Here is an 18,315-nt window from a genome sequence, read left to right as displayed (position 1 = left end):
TCATACGTATTACCTCCGTCATACGTACCACTTCCGGCTCCTCCCGTTCTAGTCTGATTTCGTTAGAACGATCCGCCCAGGGAGGCGCAGGTGCCGGCCATCAGCCGCCCCACCAGCAAGGACGTGGCTCAGGAGGCCGGGGTCTCGCAGTCCACGGTCTCGCTCGTGCTCGGCGGCAAGTGGAGCGGGCGTGTGTCCCCCGCGACCGCGCGCAGCGTGCGGAGCGCCGCCGAGCGGCTCGGCTACCGGCCCAACCAGGCGGCCCGGAACCTGCGGCTCGGGACCACCCGGACCGTCCTGCTGATGGTGCCGACCCTGACCGCGCCGTTCTTCGGCCCCGTCTACACGGGCGCCGCGCGGGTCGCGGCCCGGCACGGCTTCGGCGTCGTCGTCTCGACCTGGCCGGACGGCGCGGCGGGGCCCGCCGACGGCCCGTTCGCGGCGCCGGACGAGGCGATCGACGGCGTCCTCGCGTCCTCGATGGCCGCGGAGACGCTCGGCGGGTTCGGCGGGACGCCCGTCGTGACGCTGGACAGCGGCCCGGCCGGGCGTCCCGGCGCCCCCGTCCCCACCGTCGACTTCGGCGTGGCCGACGGGATGCGGGCGATCGCGGAGCACCTGGCGGGTCTCGGCCACCGCCGGATCGGGCACGTGGCCGCCGCCCTGGACCAGTGGACGTTCCACGCCCGCGCGGACGCCCTCGCGGAGGTCGTCGCGGGCCTGGCGGGCGGCGTCCTGAGCCGGGCCGGCTGCGCGATCGACGTCGCCTCGGCCAGGGACTCCGCCACCCGGCTGCTCACCGGTCCCGAGCCGCCGACCGCGCTGGTCTGCGACGACGACCTGATCGCGGCGGGCGCGTACAAGGCGGCGCGGGCGCTGGGCCTGGACGTCCCGTCCGACGTGTCGGTCACCGGTTTCGACGACGTGCTGCTGGCGACGGCGCTGGAACCGGAGCTGACGACCGTCCGGCTGCCGGCCGAGGAACTGGGCGCGCAGGGCATGGCGGCGCTCCTCGACCTCCTCGACGGCCGCCGTCCGGGCCCCCGCGTCCTGCCGGGCGAGCTCGTCGTCCGCGGCTCGACGGCGCCGCCGCGCGCCCGCTGACCGTCCGGACGGCGCGGCCGGCCCCGTCCCCTCATGTCCTGGGAAAGCAGGGGTATAAGGCGCGCATGGGATCCGATCCATCCGAGACCGACTTCGAAGAGGATCCGGGAAACCGGATCGGCTCGGCACCCCCGCGGACGCGGGCCTGGCGCGGCGGCGAGATCGAGGCGGAGGGCTTCCCCGTCTCACGGCTGAGCGACTACCTGGAGCGCCCGGACGTCGTCGTCTGGCTCGACCTGTGCGCGCCGCGGCGCGAGGACCTGCACGTGGTCGCCGACGAGCTCGGCCTCGATCCCGTCGCCGTCGAGGACGCGGTGTCCCGGCACGAGCGGGCGAAGCTCGACCGCTACCAGGGGTACGCGTTCCTCAACGTCTACGTCCCGGTGGTGACCGACGGCGAGCTGGTGATGCACGAGGTGTCGGCGTTCATCAGCGAGCGCGCCCTCGTCACGGTCCGGCAGGACCGCGGGTTCGACGTGGACGCGCTGATCCGGCGCTGGGACCAGACCCCGCACGGCGGGTTCGACGAGCCGACCGCCGCCTTCCTGCTCTACGGGATGCTCGACCTGGTCATCGACCTGCAGCTCACGGCCGTGCAGGCGCTCGACGACGAGGCCGACGAGGTCGAGGACCTCGTCTTCGACGACGCGTTCCCGGTCAAGGAGATCCAGCGGCGCAGCTACCGGCTGCGCAAGAACCTGACCGCGCTCCGGCGGGTCGCGCTGCCGATGCGGGAGGTGCTCAACACGCTGCTGCGCCGCGACCTGAAGATCATCCCAGCGCCGCTCGTCCCCTACTTCCAGGACGTCTACGACCACACCCTGCGCGTCGGGGAGTCGACCGACGCCCTGCGCGACCTCGTCGCCGACTTGCTGGAGACGCGGCTGGCCTTGCAGGGCAACCGGATGAACGAGGTGATGAAGAAGGTCACCAGCTGGGCGGCGATCATCGCGGTGCCGACCGCCGTCACCGGGTTCTACGGGCAGAACGTCCCCTACCCGGGGTTCTCCCAGCACTCCGGCTTCATCGCCAGCACGGTCATCGTGGTCGTCTGCAGCCTCTCCCTGTATGTGATCTTCAAGGTCCGCGACTGGCTGTGACCCGCCGCTTCCGGCGAGGTCAGGGCGCCCGTATATGCGTTTGCATATCGCGACTTAGGCCATATCAATATTGGACATCCCGTTCGCGGCTCTGGTCTGCTCTCCGGCATGACGACCCACAGCATCCGCGACCGGCGGCTCGGCGCCGCCGCTCTCGCCCTGACGACGATCGCCGGCCTCGCCGGCTGCGGTTCCGGCGCGGACCCGGACGTGCGGAGCGCGGCGCCGCGCGGCGCCGCGTCCGCGATCGCCGTCGACCCCGTGCAGACGAAGGTCACCAAGCAGATCGGCCGCCTCGAGGCGACCCACCACGTGCGCATCGGCGCCTTCGCGATCGACACCGGGAACGGGCGCAAGGTCTCCCACCGGCCGGACGAGCGCTTCGCGTTCGCCTCCACGTTCAAGGCGATGGCGTGCGGCGCGGTGCTGCGCAAGGCCCGGCGGTCCGACCCGGGCCTGCTCGACAGGGTGATCCACTACACGAAGGACGACCTGGTCGAGTACTCCCCCGTCACCGAGAAGCACGTGGACGACGGCATGACCGTCGCCGACCTGTGCCACGCCGCCATCACCCAGAGCGACAACACCGCCGGGAACCTGGTGCTGAAGCAGATCGGCGGGCCCGCCGGCCTCACCGCCTTCTTCCGCTCGCTCGGCGACACGGTGAGCCGCAGCGACCGCTGGGAGACCGACCTCAACATCTGGAAGCCGGGCGAGCTCCGCGACACCACGGCCCCGCGCCCGTGGGCGGGCGACCTGCGGGCCCTCACCGTCGGCGACGCGCTCGTCCCGGCCGACCGCGAGCGGCTCACCGGCTGGATGAAGGCGACCGTCACCGGGGACAAGCGCATCCGAGCCGGGCTCCCCAAGAACTGGACGGTCGGCGACAAGACCGGCACCGGCGGGGTCTACGGCACCGCCAACGACATCGCGATCGCCTGGCCGCCGTCCGGCGCGCCGCTGATCATCGTGATCACCACGAACGGGCCCACCCCCGACGCCGAGACCGACGACAAGGCCGTCGCCCAGACCGCCCGCGTCCTCGCCGGCGCACTCCGCTAGAAGACCGCGTCATGACCATCGCCCCTGGCACCGGACGTCCGGTGCCAGGGGCGACGCGCGTCAGAGGCCGCCGGGGCTCAGAGCGCCCTGAGGAACTTCGCGGCGATGGGGGCGGCCGCCTCGGCGCCGGTCCCGCCGCCTTCGACGATCACGGCGAAGGCGACGTCCTCGTGGTAGCCGATGAACCAGGCGTGGGTCGGCGGGTTGTCGCCCCCGCCGAACTCCGCGGTACCGGTCTTGCCCGCCGTCCCGGCCGGGAAGTCGACCCCGGAGGCGGTGCCCTCGCTGACGACGGCCGGCATCAGGGCGTGCAGGGCCTTCTCGACGGCGGGCTCCAGCCGCTTCGGCGGCTCGGGCTTGCGGCCTCCGGCGTCGGCGGCCTGCGCGGCGAGGGACGCGTCGACCAGGCGGGGCGAGCGCCAGGTGCCGTCGGCCGCGGCGGCGGCGACGCTCGCCATGTTGAGCGGGCTCGTCAGCACCTCGCCCTGCCCGAAGGACGCGGCGGCGAAGGAGGTGTCGTCCTTGTTGGCGGGGAACGCGGCGCGGACGGCGGGCAGCCCCGCGATGATCGGGGCGTTGAACCCGAACTGGGAGGCGACCTGGGCGAGCCGCTTCTCGCCGAGCTTGTCCACGGCGAGGCGCGCGAACGTGGTGTTGCAGGAGTGCGCGAACGCCTCGCGGAGCGGGACGGTCCCGAAGTCCTCGTGCTTGTAGTTGTGGAACGACCGGCCGCCGACCGCGGTGGTCGCCGGGCAGGCGACGTCCGTCGTCGGGGCCATCCCGCCCGCGACGAGCGCGGCGGCCGTGACGACCTTGAACGTCGAGCCGGGCGGGTACCGGCCCATCAGCGCGCGGTTGTAGCCGCCGGGCTGGTTCGCCACGGCGAGGATCTCACCGGTGGACGGGCGCAGCGCCACCATGGACGCCGGCTTGGCCGCCCCCGCGACCGCCTGCCCGGCGGCGGCCTGCGCCTTCGGGTCGATGGTCGTCTTCACCGGCTTGCCCGCCCCGCCGCCGAACCGCTGCAGCGTCTTCACCGGGGTGCCTTCGGCGTCGGTGATCTGCACCGCGAGCGCGGGCTTGCCCGACAGGCGGCGCTCGTACTGCTGCTGGAGGCCGTCCGCGCCGGCCGGGTCGCCCTTGCGGTACGGGGCGCCGAGCTTGCCCGCCGCCTCGGCGGACACGGGGCCGACCTGCCCGGCGAGCTGCCGGGCGGACCCGGAGGGCGAGGACGAGAGGTCGCTGCCGTCCGCCGCGAGGACGGGGGCGCGGTCGGACCAGGCGCGCGCGGCGCGCAGCCGCTGCCCCTCCTTGAGCTGCGGGTACATGACCTGCGGCGACCAGCGGACGAGCCAGTCTCCGTCCTTGTCGACCATCGGAAGCGACCCGCTGTACTTCCACACCCGGTCGCCGGCCAGCGTCACCTCGGCGCTGTAGGCCCCGCCGACCCTGCCGTCCTCGGGACGCCCCACGGAGGCGACCGTGTAGCGCTGCCGGACGGCCCCCAGGTCGTCCCGCATCTGCTTGAAGCGCGTCTCGAAGTCGGCGGGCGGGGCGTCGGTCAGTGCCTTCATCGCGGCGAAGTCGCCGCCGCTCCAGGCCGCGAGGTAGCGCTTCGCGGCGTCTCCGGGATCGTCACCGTCGCGCAGGAACCACACCGCCCCCGCCCCCACGATCACGACCGCCGCCACGACCGCGGCGACGGCGAGCACACGGGATCGGCGCATCGTCGAACTCCTTCTCCCCCTGTCCGGCCCACCGGCCGGGCGATCCGCCGAGAGCGCGGATGACCGATGGGGGCACAAGGACACCAGGCGCCGCCCGAAAAGTCCAAGATTGATATCGGTCCAGAGCAATATCCGTTTTGGTATTATCCCTGTTCGTGAACCTGGTCGGGCATCTGCGGTGCTTCGTCGTCGTCGCCGAAGAACTGCACTTCGGCCGCGCGGCCGAGCGCCTCGGCATGGCGCAGCCGCCGCTGAGCCAGCGTATCCAGCGGCTGGAGAAGGAGCTCGGCGTGCGGTTGTTCGACCGGTCCAGCCGGCGGGTGCGGCTCACCGCCCCCGGCGGGCTGCTGCTGGAGGAGGCGCGTGACATCCTCACCCGCGTGGACCGCATCTACTCCGTCGCCGAGCGGGCCCGGCTGGGCGAGGTCGGGACGGTTCGCGCGGGCCTGCCGAGCGACCTCGGCGGCCGGGTGGTCGCCGCGCTGATCGCCGCGTTCCGGGAGCGCCGCCCGGACCTGCGGCTCGACCTGCGCGAGACGGGCACCGACCAGCAGATCCGCGCGCTCGCCGAGGGCGCGCTGGACGCCGGGGTGGTGCGGCATCCGTGCGACGCCCGCGGGCTGGAGCTCGGCCCGATGCTGGCGCAGCCGCTCGGCGTGCTGCTGCCCGGCGGCGACGTCGCCGCCCGGCCGGACGCGCCCCCGGAGGTGCACCTGGCCGACCTCGGCACCCGCGACGTCGTCGTCCCGCCGCGCGAGGAGGCTCCCGGCGCCCACGACGAGATGCTCGCGGGCTGCCGCCGGCACGGGTACGCGCCCGCGGCGGTCCACGAGGCGCGGCACCCGGGGTTCGCGCTCGGGCTCGTCCTCGCCGGGACGGCCGTGGCCCTCGTCCCGCGCACCGACGACACCGCCGGGGCGGTGTGGCGGCCGCTGGCGGGCGAGCCGCTCGCCTGGCGGACGTCGTGCGCCTGGCGCCGGGCCCGCGATCCCGAGCACGCGCGCGCCATCGCCGACTTCACCGCCGTCGCGACCGCGGTCCTGCGCGACGAGGCCGGCATGGCCCCGCTCGACCGCGCGCCGGCCCGCCGGGTCGTCCCCCGCCCGTCCTCCGGGTTCCTGGCATGAGCGAGGTGCCCGCCAGGAGAGCGAGCGCGCCGGAGCGGATCAACGCGGCGTTCCGGTCCGCCGGCGTGACCGGGTTCCTGCACGTCGTGGACATCGACACCGGACGGGACGTCGCGGTCGGCGCGGACGAACCGGTGGTGCTCGCGTCGGTGTTCAAGGTGCCGCTGCTCGTCGCGTTCCACCGGCAGGCCGCCGCGGGCGTGCTGGACCCGGCCGAGCAGGTCACCCTGCGCCCGGACGACCGCACCGCCGGACCGACCGGCGTGTCGGCCCTGCTGGACGAGGTCCGCATGTCGCTGCGCGACCTCACCTGCCTGATGATCACCGTCAGCGACAACGCCGCCGCCGACGTCGTCATGGACCGGGTCGGCCTGGACGCGGTCAACGCGGCGGCCGCCGAGCTGGGGCTGCGCCACACCGTCATCGAGGGCAACGGCCGCGACCTGCACGAGACCCTGCTCGCCGACGCCGGGGCGGGCAGCGTCGCCGAGGTCTGGGCGCGGCTGGACGAGCCGGGCCTCCAGGGCCGGCTGCGCGCCCTCGACCCCCTCCGCACGAGCCGCAGCACGCCCCGCGACATGACCCGGCTGCTGTCGATGATCTGGCGGGACGAGGCCGCCCCGCCCGCCGAGTCGGCGGCGATGCGCCGCCTGTTCGGCCTCCAGGTCTGGCCGCACCGCCTGTCGTCCGGGTTCCCCTACGACGACGTCGTCGTCAGCGGCAAGACCGGCACCCTGCCGACCCTGCGCAACGAGGTGGGCGCGGTCGAGTACCCCGACGGGGCCCGCTACGCGGTGGCGGTGTTCACCAGGTCGACGCTGCCCGTCGCCGTCCTCCCCGAGGCCGACGCGGTCATCGGCTCCGCCGCCCGGATCGCCGTGGAGTCGCTCCGCCGGCCCTGAACGCGCCTGTTCGGGCCCGTGCGCTGCACGACCCTCGCGCCCGGTGCCGCGCGGGCACCACAGCACTCGCTTTGAAAACATAAGCTGTACCCCTGTTTTGGACGTTCTTGGGGAGTGTTCGTTGCGGCTGCCAGAGCATCTGGAGCTACTGCTCACCGACGAGCCGGTGCTCGACGTCTACTCGCACGGCCCGTGGCGCGTCCCGGACGGGCTGTTCGAGGAGATCTCGGCGCGGATCGACGGGCTGGCGGCCGACCCGCGGGCCGTGGAGCTGACCACCGACGAGCACAAGCTGCTGACGCTGCCCGCGTCGCTCGTCACCGCGGAGATCTTCGGCATGCTGGCGTTCCTGCCGGGCGGCGGCGCGATCAAGGCGGGCTCGTGGTCGCAGCTCCCCGAGCGGCTGCTGCACCGGCACCTGGTCAACCCCGGGCCGCTCAGCACCCGCATGACCCGGTGGGACGCGCCGGGCGGGCGGTGGCGGCCCCCGGTGGACTGGCTCATCGAGGCGCCCGACCGGGCGCTGGCGATCGAGCTGGCCCGCGACTGCCTGGCGGCGCTGGAGGGGATCGAGCCGCTGGAGGAGCGCCGCAAGGCGCTGCTGCGCCTCTACGACGACCCGCCGGTCTGCGACATGAACCTGCCCAAGACGGAACTGCGCGAGCACTGGCACGCGCACGCCGGCGACGACATCGTCGCGGCGGTGCCCGAACTGCTCGGCCCGGTCGGCTACCTGGAGTGGGTCTGCGCCGGCCTGCTCGCGTCCTACGAGCACCTGATGGAGGCGGCGCCGCGCGAGGAGACCGTCGAGGTCCACCTGGTGCACCTGCTGCTGCAGGGCAGCATGGAGCAGGTCCCGGCCGAACTCGCGGTCGCGCTCGGCGAGGACCGGTACGGTGAGCTGCTCCAGCGGTTCACCGCGGAGCGCCGCGGGTTCAAGGCGGGCGCGTGGCAGGAGCGGACGCGCGCGTGGCTCGTCCGGGCCCTCGTCGCGGGCGCCGCCGACGCGTGCCGCGGCTGGCTCGACATGGCGATGCGGTTCGTCGCGATCGTGCAGGGCCTGCCGGGCGACCCGTGGTTCCCGAAGGCGGAGTGGATCCCGGTCGGCCAGTTCCAGACCGACCTGCGCCGCCTGTACGCGCCGCGCCGCCGCGTCGTGAACCCGCTCACCGAGACGCTGCGCGGCCTGCCCGCCGCCGACGCCGCGCCCGGTGCGGCCGCGGGCGGCCGGGCGGAGATCGCCACGTCGCTGGTCGAGCAGCCGGAGGTGACCGCGGCGCTGGCCGAGCTGACCCGCGGCAGCGCGCCCGTCCGGCTGCTGATCAGCGGACCGGACGGCACCGGCAAGCGCGATGCCGCGCAGGAGCTCGGCCGGGCGCTGGCGCTCGGCCGCGACCCGCACTGGGTCACCGACAACCTGTTCGCCGGGCAGCGCCTGTCGGACGCCGTCGCCAAGCTGCACGCCGACGCCCGCGAGTGCGCCGGCGACCGGCTGCTGATCATCGAGGGCCTGGACGGGATCGTCGCCGACCCCGGCAACGGCGAGGCCCTGGCCGCCGAGCTGCACCGCCTCCTCGCCGTCCACCCCGACCTGAACCTGGTGGCGCTGTGCGACGCCGGCGGCGAGGAGCGGATCCGCGAGATCAACCCCGTCCTGCCGCAGCGGTTCCGGATCGCCCGCACCCGGCCGTTCACGGCGGCGGGCCACGCCGAGCTGTTCCGCCGCGCGCTGGACGCCCGCGGCGCCCGCGGCACCCGCCAGGCGATCGAGGCGGCGGGCGGGCTGCTGGCCGCGACCACGCCGACGCAGACGCTCCGCAACGCGCGCCTCGCGCCGCACCTCGCCGACCAGGTCGTCGCCGCCGCGCGGGCCCGGCTCGGCGCCGACGCGGCGGGCGGCGCGCCGCTCGTCCGCAAGCAGGACCTCCCGGCCGCGCTCGACACCGCGCAGGCCGCCGGCGACCCGCTGGCCGAGCTGCGCGAGCTCACCGGCCTGGAGGGCGTCAAGCACGAGATCGCCCTGCTCGTCGCCGGGACGCAGGCGGCGCGGCTGCGCAGCGAGTCGGGTCTGCGGATCACGCCGCCGACCCGGCACATGGTGTTCACCGGCAACCCGGGCACCGGCAAGACGATGGTGGCCCGGCTGCTCGGCCGCATCTACAAGCGGCTCGGCGTCCTGTCGTCCGGGCATCTGGTGGAGGCGTCCCGCGCCCACCTCGTCGGCGAGTACATCGGGCAGACCGCGCCCCGCACGCGCCGCCTGGTGGAGCGCGCGGTCGGCGGCGTCCTGTTCATCGACGAGGCGTACACGCTGACGCAGTCGCCGCTGAAGGGCGACTACGGGCACGAGGCGATCGCCGAGCTGGTCAAGCTGATGGAGGACCACCGCGACGACCTCGTCGTGGTCGTGGCCGGCTACCAGCAGGAGATGGCCGAGTTCCTCGCCGCCAACCCCGGCCTGGACTCCCGGTTCCCCAAGCAGATCCACTTCCCCGACTACGACGACGACGAGCTGATCACGGTGTTCGGCCGGCTCGCCGCCGCCGACGGCTTCGAGCTGGCCCCCGGCACCGAGGACGTCCTGCGCTCGATGCTGCGCCGCGCGCCCCGCGGCCCGTCCTTCGGCAACGGCCGCCTGATGCGCAACATGCTGGACGTGGCCGTCGCGAACCAGGCCGACCGCGTCGCCTCCGCCGCCGTCGCCCAAGCGGAGGACTCGGCGGGCGGGAAGGGCCCCGGCCCGGCCCGGGGCGGCGACCAGGCGCCCCCCACCCGGGAGGAGCTGGTCACGCTGACCGCCGACGACCTGCCCCCGCTCCTGGACCACCCCGAGGAATTCTTCGGCCTCTACCTCTAACCCCCCGTCGAGTTGCGGCGTGTTGCCCTTATCAGCGCCGGCGGTGTCAAGCGGTTGTTGCAACGAGGTATTCGTTGAGTGCTTGGGCTGGGGTTTTCCAGTTCAGGGTTTGGCGGGGTCGTCCGTTGAGCTGGCGGGCGACTTCGTCGAGGTCGTGCTGGGTGTAGTTGCGGAAGTCGGTGGAGGAGCGGGGGAAGTACTGGCGCAGCAGCCCGTTGGTGTTCTCGTTGGAGCCGCGCTGCCAGGGCGCGTGCGGGTCGCAGAAGTAGACCCGGCACCCGGTGGCCAGGGTGAAGTCGGCGTGCTGGGCCATCTCCGATCCCTGGTCCCAGGTCAAGGTCGCGGCCAGCTCGGCCGGCAACCGCCGCATCAAAGTGGTCAGCACGCCGGTGACCTGCTCGGACACGCGTGAGTGCGGCAACGCGCCGAGCATCACGAACCGGGTGGTGCGCTCGACCAGGGTGATGATGGCGCTGGATCCGCGGGCCCCGATCACCAGGTCGCCCTCCCAGTGCCCCGGCACCGCCCGGTCGGCCGCCTGGGCGGGCCGGGCCGAGATGTGCAGGCCCTGGATCCAGGGCCGGCGGCTGCGCGCCGCGCTCTCGGCGCGGGCCAGACGCGAGGGCGGACGGCGGGCGGCGCGGCCGCTGCGCAGCACCGACCCCTCCCCCGGCCGCAACTGCAGCTGCCGGGCCAGCTCGGCCCGCATCCGGCCCCGGGCCTGGTAGTAGATCGCCTGATAAATCGTCTCGTGCGACACTCGCATCTCCGGCTGGTCAGGATAGGCGGCGCGCAGGTGCGCCGCGATCTGCTGCGGCGACCACCGCCGCACCAGCAGATCACGCACCACCGGCCACAACCGGCCCTGGCACCAGGCCCGGCCCTTGTTCCCGCTGTTGCCGATCAACTTGCCCGGCCGGTGCCGACGCGCCCGCTCATCGGCCTTGCGCTGCGCGGCCACATGCGAGTACGTCCACCGGTACAGCCCGCCCAGCCCGCCCGGACACGCGGTGGTCGCCCGGCCCGGATACCGCGCCCCGCCCCCACCGGCGTCCGACCGCCGATAGGAGTGGTTACGGCGCACCTCCCGCCACACAGTTGACCGGTCCCGGCCGATCGCCTCCGCGATCTGCGGAAACGACCGGCCCGCACCGAACAACACCTCGATCTGCGCGCGCTCAGCAGCTGTCAGACGTCTTCCCGGCACAACAAGATCCTTCCAGGGATCTCGTTGCAACAGACACTAGAGACCGCCCCCGCGCAGAAGGGCAACATGCCGCAACTCAACGGGCCCCCAGCCCCAGGTGGTCGGCTGCCTCGAAGAGGAGGCTTTCCGCGCCTCGGCGGGTGACTAGTTGCGCCCCGACGGGCATTTCGCCGCCGCCGTCTACCGGGACGGTTCCGGCGGGGACGGACAGGGCGGGCAGGCCTAGCACGTTCCACGGCGAGGTGAGGCTGACCAGGAGCGCGGTGAGCGAGCCGAGCCCGACCTCGGTCGCGCCGATCCGGGGCGCGGGGATCGGCATGGTGGGCATCGCCAGCAGGTCGTAGCGGTCCAGCAGCCCGGCGATCTCCTCGGCGTAGCGGTCCCGCTCGCGCAGCGCCCGGACGAGCCGCCAGCCCGGCATCCGGCCCGCCTCCTCCAGGCGGGCGAGCGTCGCCGGCTGGTACCGGCCGGGCGCCTCGGCGACCCGCTCGGCGTGCACGTCGTAGGCCTCGCTGTACTCGATCGCCAGGAACACCTGCCGGAGCCCGGCGAAGTCGATCCGCTCGGACGGCGCGTCCGGGAACAGCGCGCGGACGCGCCGCTCCACCTCGGGGTCGCACGCCGGCGGCTCGATCCAGGCGACGCGCCCGTACGCCGTGCTCCCGGCCCGGCCGCCTCCGCCGGACTCGCCGTCCAGGAGGGAGGGGACGGCCTCCGCCGGCCCGGTCAGGGCGTGGTAGGCGACGCGGCAGTCGGCCGCGGTGGCGGCGAGGACCCCCACGTGGTCGAGCGAGCGCGACAGGGGGAACACGCCGCCGGCCGGGATGGCGCCGTGCGGCGGCTTGAACCCGGCGATCCCGCAGAACGCCGACGGGATGCGCACCGACCCGCCCGTGTCGGTGCCGATGGCGAGCGGGACCATGCCCGCGGCGACCGCGACGGCGCTGCCGCTGCTGGACCCGCCGGACATCCGCTCCCGGTCGCGGGGGTTGCGGACCGCGCCGTTCACCGACACGTCCCCGCTGCCGCCGAACGCGAACTCCTGCGTGCCGGTCTTGCCGACGATCACCGCGCCCGCGTTCCTCAGCATCGTCACGCAGGCCGCGTCGGCCTCGGCGACGTGCCCGGCGTAGTGGCCGGACCCCATTCCGGTGGGCAGCCCGGCGACGTCGATGATGTCCTTCACCGCGACCGGGACGCCGTGCAGCGGGCCCCGGTCGACGCCGGACGCCAGCTCCTCGTCGGCCCACCGGGCGGCGGCCTCGGCGCCCTCCTCGTCCAGGGTCACGAAGGCGTTCAGGTCCTTGTCGACCGACTCCAGGGCCCGCGTGACCAGGCCCCGCGCCGACTCCCGGCCCGCGCGCAGGTCGCGCCCGATCCCGGTCAGCGTCCGTCCGGTGAAGAACCCACCCATTCCGCCTCCTTGCCGCTTACCTGTACCGATCTGCGTAGCATCTCAGACCGCCGCGACCCCTCCCCGTCCGCCCGCCGTCCCGATCATCGCTCACAATGTGGCACTCTGTCACGGATTAGTCGCTCATTGTCCACCGTTCACCGCAGATTGCCCGCCGCTCGCCGAGCGGGCCCCCGGAAGCGTGAACCTACGCACCGGTAGGCGACAGGCTTCCAGCACCCGGGGGCGACGCTCCCGCCGGTTCGCTGGGGGGCGGGGCGGAGGCCGCGCGCCGTCGCGCCGGCATACCGCCCCTGTAACCGGCGGTCGCGCCGAGGTGGGGGAACGAGGTCACGGCCGAGCGCCGTGGCCTCGTTGTCGCCCCGGCCCCGCCGACGCTCCGGGCGTCCCGGGACGTTCGGCCCTAGGCCCGCGGGCAAAGGGCTGATGGGCTCTCGGTGACGGTTGAGAACCCCGTTCGTGGGGACGGGATGTCCTCAGGGCGGTCGAGAGCACCCGGAGGACGCGCATGACCCAGGCGGGCACCCTGAGCGATGACGAAGTACAACGGATCAACGCGTACTGGAGAGCGGCGAACTACCTGTCCGTGGGGCAGATCTACCTTCTGGACAACCCGCTGCTCCGCGAGCCGCTCGAACGGCGCGACCTCAAGCCGCGGCTGCTCGGGCACTGGGGCACCACGCCGGGCCTGAACTTCTGCTACGCCCACCTCAACCGCGTCATCACCGCGCGCGACCTCGACATGATCTACGTCATGGGCCCGGGGCACGGCGGGCCCGCGGCGGTCGCGAACGCCTGGCTCGAAGGCACCTACAGCGAGGTGTACCCGGAGGTGTCGCAGGACGAGGCGGGCATGCGGCGGCTGTTCCGGCAGTTCTCCTTCCCCGGCGGCATCCCGAGCCACGTCGCGCCGGAGACGCCGGGCTCCATCCACGAGGGCGGCGAGCTGGGCTACTCCCTCGCCCACGCGTTCGGGGCGGCCTTCGACAACCCCGGCCTCGTGGTCGCGTGCGTCGTCGGGGACGGCGAGGCCGAGACGGGCCCCCTCGCGGCGAGCTGGCATTCGACCAAGTTCCTGGACCCGGTGCGCGACGGCGCCGTCCTGCCGATCCTGCACCTCAACGGATACAAGATCGCGAATCCGGCGGTGCTGGCGCGCATCCCCGAGGAGGAGCTCGTCCAGCTGCTGGACGGGTACGGCTACCGGCCGTTCCTCGTGAGCGGCGACGAGCCGGCCTCCATGCACCGCAAGATGGCCGCCGCCCTCGACCAGGCCCTCGACGAGATCGCCGACATCCAGCGCGGCGCCCGGGAGGGGCGGGCGTCCGAGCGGCGGCGCTGGCCCATGATCGTCCTGCGGTCCCCCAAGGGCTGGACCGGCCCGAAGGAGGTGGACGGGCTGCCGGTCGAGAACACCTGGCGCTCCCACCAGGTGCCGCTCTCGGGGGTCCGCGAGGACGCCGGGCACCGCGCGCAGCTGGAGGAGTGGCTGCGCTCCTACCGTCCGGAGGAGCTGTTCGACGAGGCGGGCCGCCCGGCGGCCGGGCTCCGCGCCCTCGCTCCGAGGGGTGGGCGGCGGATGAGCGCGAACCCGCACGCCAACGGCGGGCTGCTGCTGAAGCCGCTGGCGCTGCCCGACTTCCGCGACTACGCCGTCGAGGTCGGCAAGCCCGGCACCACCACGACCGAGCCCACCCGCAGGCTCGGCACGTTCCTGCGCGACGTCGTGGGGGCCAACCCGTCCAACTTCCGGATCATGGGCGCGGACGAGACGGCGTCCAACCGGCTCGGGGACGTCTTCCAGGCCACCGACCGCGTCTTCGAGGGCGAGGTGCTGCCGACCGACGAGCACCAGGCCCGCTCCGGGCAGGTGATGGAGGTGCTGAGCGAGCACCTGTGCCAGGGCTGGCTGGAGGGCTACCTGCTCACCGGCCGGCACGGGCTGTTCAACAGCTACGAGGCCTTCGTGCACATCGTCGACTCCATGTTCAACCAGCACGCGAAGTGGCTGAAGGTCACCCGCGGCCTGCCGTGGCGGCGCCCGATCGCGTCGCTGAACTACCTGCTGTCGTCGCACGTGTGGCGGCAGGACCACAACGGCTTCACCCACCAGGACCCCGGCTTCCTCGACGTCGTGCTGAACAAGAAGCCGGAGATCGTCCGCGTGTACCTGCCGCCGGACGCGAACACGCTGCTGTCGGTCGGCGACCACTGCCTGCGCTCCCGCGACTACGTCAACGTGATCGTGGCCGGGAAGCAGCCCGCGCTGAACTGGCTGCCGATGGACGCCGCGATCGCGCACTGCACCCGCGGCATCGGCATCTGGGAGTGGGCGTCCACCGACGGCGGCGCCGATCCCGACGTGGTGCTCGCCTGCGCGGGCGACATCCCGACGCTGGAGACGCTCGCGGCCGTCGACCTGCTCCGGCAGCTGTTCCCCGAGCTGCGCGTCCGGGTCGTCAACGTCGTCGACCTGATGCGGCTCCAGCCGTCCAGCGAGCACCCCCACGGCCTGTCGGACCGCGAGTTCGACGCGCTGTTCACCACCGACAAGCCCATCGTCTTCGCCTTCCACGGCTACCCGTACCTCATCCACCGCCTCACCTACCGGCGCGCGGGGCACGGCAACCTCCACGTCCGCGGCTACAAGGAGGAGGGGACGACGACCACGCCGTTCGACATGGTCATGCTGAACGACCTCGACCGGTTCCACCTCGTCATGGACGTCATCGACCGCGTCCCGTCCCTCGGCGCCCGCGTCGCCCACCTCCGGCAGCGGATGGCCGACCAGCGGCTCTTCCTGCGCTCCTACACGCGCGAGCACGGCGAGGACGCCCCGGAGGTCCGCGACTGGACGTGGCCCTACTGATGCGGGTCCTGACGGTCAACCCCGGGTCGAGCAGCCTGAAGGTGAGCCTGCTCGACAACGACGACACGGTCATCGCCGAGGACTCCGGCGGCGGGCACGAGATGGCCGCGCTGGTCGCGGACCTGCCCCGGCCGGACGCCGTCGGCGTCCGGTTCGTCCACGGCGGTACCGGCTTCACCGCGCCGGTGCGCGTCGACGAGAAGGTCACCGCGCGGCTCCGCGAGCTCGCCGACCTCGCGCCGCTGCACCAGCCCGCCTCCCTGCACGCCCTGGCCGAGATCACCGGCGCCCTGCCGGACGTCCCGGCCGTGGCGTGCTTCGACACCGCCTTCCACGCCACCCTGCCGGAGGCCGCCGCGGCCTACGCGCTCCCCCGCGAGTGGCGCGAGCGGTTCGGGCTGCGCCGCTACGGCTTCCACGGCCTGTCCTTCTCCTACGCCGTGCGGCGCGCCGCCGAGATGCTCGGAGCCGACCCGGCCGCGCCGCGGATGGTGGTGTGCCACCTCGGCGCCGGCGCGTCCCTGTGCGCCGTGGCCGGGGGCCGGTCGGTCGACACCACCATGGGGTTCACGCCCCTCGAAGGGCTGGTCATGGCGTCGCGGGCGGGCAGCATCGACCCCGGCATCCCGCTCTGGCTGATCAAGCACGGCATCGCGCCGGAGGAGGTGAACGACGCGCTCGAACGCGACTCCGGGCTGCGCGGCCTGACCGGCACCGGCGACATGCGCCGGGTCCGCGAGCGGGCCGCCGCGCACGATCCGGCCGCCCTCGCCGCCCTGGACGTCTACCACCACCGCCTGCGCGCCTGCGCCGCCGCGATGACCGCCTCGCTCGGCGGGCTGGACGTCCTCGTCTTCACCGGCGGGATCGGCGAGCACGATCCGGCGGTCCGCGGGCGGCTGGCCGAGGACCTCGCCCACCTCGGGACCTCCGTCGACCCCGGCCGCAACGCCGCCGCGGACGGCGACGCCGACGTCACCGCCCCCGGCGCCGCCGTCCGGACCCTCGTGGTGTCGGCCCGCGAGGACCTGGAGATCGCCGCCGGCGTCCGGAGTGTCCTGCGGCGCGATGGCCCGCCCGGCACAGCAGGTAGTGCATAAGGTGTAAAGGTGGGTAATACGGCGGGCGCTTCGGAGGGCGCGATCCGCAGGCTCTCGAACATCCAGGCGATCACCGACGAGGCGTTCGCCTACATGGGCGTGGACGAGCTGCTCGACACCCTCCTCGGCCGGGTCCGCGCCATCCTGGAGGTCGACACGGCCGTGGTCCTGCTCCTGGACCGGGAGGAGCGGTTCCTCGTCGCGACGGCCGCGAAGGGCATCGAGGAAGAGGTCGCCCAGGCCGCCCACGTCCCGGTGGGCGAGGGGTTCGCCGGGCGCGTCGCCGCCGAGCGGCGGCCGGTCTACGTCCCGGACGTCCCCAGCGCCCGCGTGTTCAACCCGCTGCTCGTCGAGCGGGGCCTGCACTCGCTGCTCGGCGTCCCGCTCGTCACCGGCGGGACGCTGGTCGGCGTCATGCACGTCGGGACGCTCGCGCACCGCCGGTTCACGGGCGAGGAGACCGAGTTCCTCCAGCTCGCGGCCTCCCGCGTCGCGCTGGCGGTGCAGTCCCTGCTCAGCCGCGCCGAACGCGCCGGCGCGCTGGAACTGCAGCGCAGCCTCCTCCCGGCCGCGCCCCCGCGGGTCCCCGGGCTGGAACTGGCCGCCCGCTACAGTCCCGGCAAGGCGATCGTCGGCGGGGACTGGTACGACGTGTTCACGCTCCCCTCGGGCGAGGTCGGCATCGTCATCGGCGACGTGGCGGGCCACGGGCTCCCGGCGGCCGTGGTCATGGGCCGGATGCGCAGCGCGCTGCGCGCCTACGCGCTGGACAACGACGACCCGGCCGAGGTGCTGCGCAAGCTCAACCGGAAGATGCTGCACTTCGAACCCGAGGCGACGGCGACCGTCCTGTACGCGGTGGTCGACACGGCCGCCGGCCGGGCCCGGCTGTCCTCGGCCGGGCACCCTCCCCCGGTCCTCGCGCTCCCGCACGGCCCGGCCGAGTCCGTGGACATGAAGTTCGACGTCCTGATCGGCCTGGGCGAGGACATCCCCCGCCGTACCCTCACCCTCGGCCTGCCGCCCGGCGCCCTGCTGTGCTTCTACACCGACGGGCTGATCGAGCGGCGCGACGACTCGATCATGGCGGGCGTCGCCCGGCTGTGCGAGGCGACCTACGCCGGGCCCCCCGAGGCGGTCGGCGCGGCGGTGATGTCGGCGCTGATCGGCCGCGAGGCCGCCGCCGACGACGTCGCGCTCCTGCTCGCCCGCCGCGTCCCGCCGGAGCGCGGGGGCGCCTGACCCGGCGGCGTCAGTCGGCCGGTCTGCGGGACGCGGCGCGGGCGCGCCTCTCCTCGTCCTCCAGCAGGGGGCCGAGGCGGAACGGGACCTGGTGGGTCAGGACGATCGAGGTGGTGCTGCGGCGCACTCCGGGGCAGGCCAGGATCGAGTCGATGACCTCGTGGAGCTGCTTGCCGTTGGGGGCGACGGCGCGGACGAGGAGGTCGCCCTGGCCGGTGATCCCGAGGACCTCCAGCACGCGCGGGATCGCCGAGAGCGCGACGGCGGCCTCGCGCAGCCTGCCCTGGGCGACCTCCAGGGTGACGAAGGCGGTCAGCTCGAAGCCGATGGCGCCGAGGTCGACCTCGCGGCCGCGGTGGCCGATGACGCCCTCGCGTTCGAGGCGCTCCACCCGGGCGTGCGCGGTGTTGCGGGCGATGCCGAGCTTGGCGGCCAGCTCCGTGACGCCGATGCGGGGCTGCTCGACGAGGCGGCGCAGGATCTGCAGATCGAGGAGAGTGGTACGGGTCACAACGCTCAGCTCCGGCGGGTAACTCGGTTCTGACTTGAGCAATCCGCTCAATTATCGCCCACGCATCTTGCACTCCGCTCAGCGGAGGCGGCT

13 protein-coding genes are annotated in these 18,315 nt (G+C 73.9%); 9 read left to right on the top strand and 4 right to left on the bottom strand.

Annotated elements, in window-relative coordinates:
• Positions 1-90 precede the first annotated feature (90 nt).
• From BKA00_RS34600 to bla, 3 genes are all read left to right on the top strand, one after another.
• Positions 91-1,104: a LacI family DNA-binding transcriptional regulator gene (locus tag BKA00_RS34600; RefSeq protein WP_185032241.1), complete on the top strand. Its 1,014-nt coding sequence runs from the start codon at positions 91-93 to the stop codon at positions 1,102-1,104.
• 65 nt (positions 1,105-1,169) lie between these two features.
• Entirely contained in the window at positions 1,170-2,204 is a 1,035-nt protein-coding gene (locus tag BKA00_RS34595; protein WP_185032239.1) for a magnesium transporter CorA family protein, read from the top strand.
• 108 nt (positions 2,205-2,312) lie between these two features.
• Complete coding sequence (gene bla, locus BKA00_RS34590; protein WP_185032237.1) at positions 2,313-3,266, top strand: class A beta-lactamase; 954 nt, start codon at positions 2,313-2,315, stop codon at positions 3,264-3,266.
• A gap of 77 nt (positions 3,267-3,343) precedes the next feature.
• Here the strand turns inward: bla and BKA00_RS34585 are convergent, their stop codons facing one another.
• Positions 3,344-4,993: a penicillin-binding transpeptidase domain-containing protein gene (locus BKA00_RS34585; RefSeq protein ID WP_185032235.1), complete on the bottom strand. Its 1,650-nt coding sequence runs from the start codon at positions 4,991-4,993 to the stop codon at positions 3,344-3,346.
• Positions 4,994-5,148: 155 nt separating this feature from the next.
• Between BKA00_RS34585 and BKA00_RS34580 the strand changes: the two genes are divergently transcribed.
• The 3 genes from BKA00_RS34580 (at position 5,149) to BKA00_RS34570 (ending at position 9,879) form a co-directional block, all read left to right on the top strand.
• Positions 5,149-6,120: a LysR substrate-binding domain-containing protein gene (locus tag BKA00_RS34580; protein ID WP_185032233.1), complete on the top strand. Its 972-nt coding sequence runs from the start codon at positions 5,149-5,151 to the stop codon at positions 6,118-6,120.
• The gene (locus tag BKA00_RS34575) at positions 6,117-7,022 is read left to right on the top strand and encodes a serine hydrolase (RefSeq protein ID WP_185032231.1); all 906 of its coding nucleotides are present in this window, start codon (positions 6,117-6,119) and stop codon (positions 7,020-7,022) included. The genes BKA00_RS34580 and BKA00_RS34575 overlap by 4 nt, the downstream gene beginning before the upstream one ends.
• A gap of 121 nt (positions 7,023-7,143) precedes the next feature.
• On the top strand, positions 7,144-9,879 hold the full coding sequence (locus tag BKA00_RS34570) for an AAA family ATPase (protein WP_185032229.1): 2,736 nt from the start codon (positions 7,144-7,146) through the stop codon (positions 9,877-9,879).
• Between the two features lie 46 nt (positions 9,880-9,925).
• Here the strand turns inward: BKA00_RS34570 and BKA00_RS34565 are convergent, their stop codons facing one another.
• A complete protein-coding gene (locus tag BKA00_RS34565) occupies positions 9,926-11,086 on the bottom strand; it encodes an IS30 family transposase (protein WP_221493078.1) in 1,161 nt (386 codons plus the stop codon).
• A 76-nt stretch (positions 11,087-11,162) separates the two neighbouring features.
• A complete protein-coding gene (locus tag BKA00_RS34560; RefSeq protein WP_185032227.1) occupies positions 11,163-12,500 on the bottom strand; it encodes an amidase in 1,338 nt (445 codons plus the stop codon).
• Positions 12,501-13,008: 508 nt separating this feature from the next.
• Between BKA00_RS34560 and BKA00_RS34555 the strand changes: the two genes are divergently transcribed.
• From BKA00_RS34555 to BKA00_RS34545, 3 genes are read left to right on the top strand one after another with little or no spacing between them, the layout of a single operon-like run.
• Entirely contained in the window at positions 13,009-15,369 is a 2,361-nt protein-coding gene (locus tag BKA00_RS34555) for a phosphoketolase family protein (RefSeq protein ID WP_185032225.1), read from the top strand.
• Positions 15,369-16,469, top strand: a complete 1,101-nt coding sequence (locus BKA00_RS34550) for an acetate/propionate family kinase (protein WP_185035203.1) — start codon at positions 15,369-15,371, stop codon at positions 16,467-16,469. Before BKA00_RS34555 ends, BKA00_RS34550 begins: the two co-directional genes overlap by 1 nt.
• Before the next feature lie 9 nt (positions 16,470-16,478).
• Positions 16,479-17,711: a PP2C family protein-serine/threonine phosphatase gene (locus tag BKA00_RS34545; protein WP_221493420.1), complete on the top strand. Its 1,233-nt coding sequence runs from the start codon at positions 16,479-16,481 to the stop codon at positions 17,709-17,711.
• Positions 17,712-17,721: 10 nt separating this feature from the next.
• Here the strand turns inward: BKA00_RS34545 and BKA00_RS34540 are convergent, their stop codons facing one another.
• Positions 17,722-18,222, bottom strand: a complete 501-nt coding sequence (locus BKA00_RS34540) for an Lrp/AsnC ligand binding domain-containing protein (RefSeq protein WP_185032223.1) — start codon at positions 18,220-18,222, stop codon at positions 17,722-17,724.
• Between the last annotated feature and the right edge of the window lie 93 nt (positions 18,223-18,315).

The sequence above is a fragment of the Actinomadura coerulea genome, from assembly GCF_014208105.1.
GTDB classification, from domain to species: domain Bacteria; phylum Actinomycetota; class Actinomycetes; order Streptosporangiales; family Streptosporangiaceae; genus Spirillospora; species Spirillospora coerulea.
Note: the sequence above shows the minus strand (reverse complement) of the source record. Positions and strands in the feature narration are given on the sequence as shown.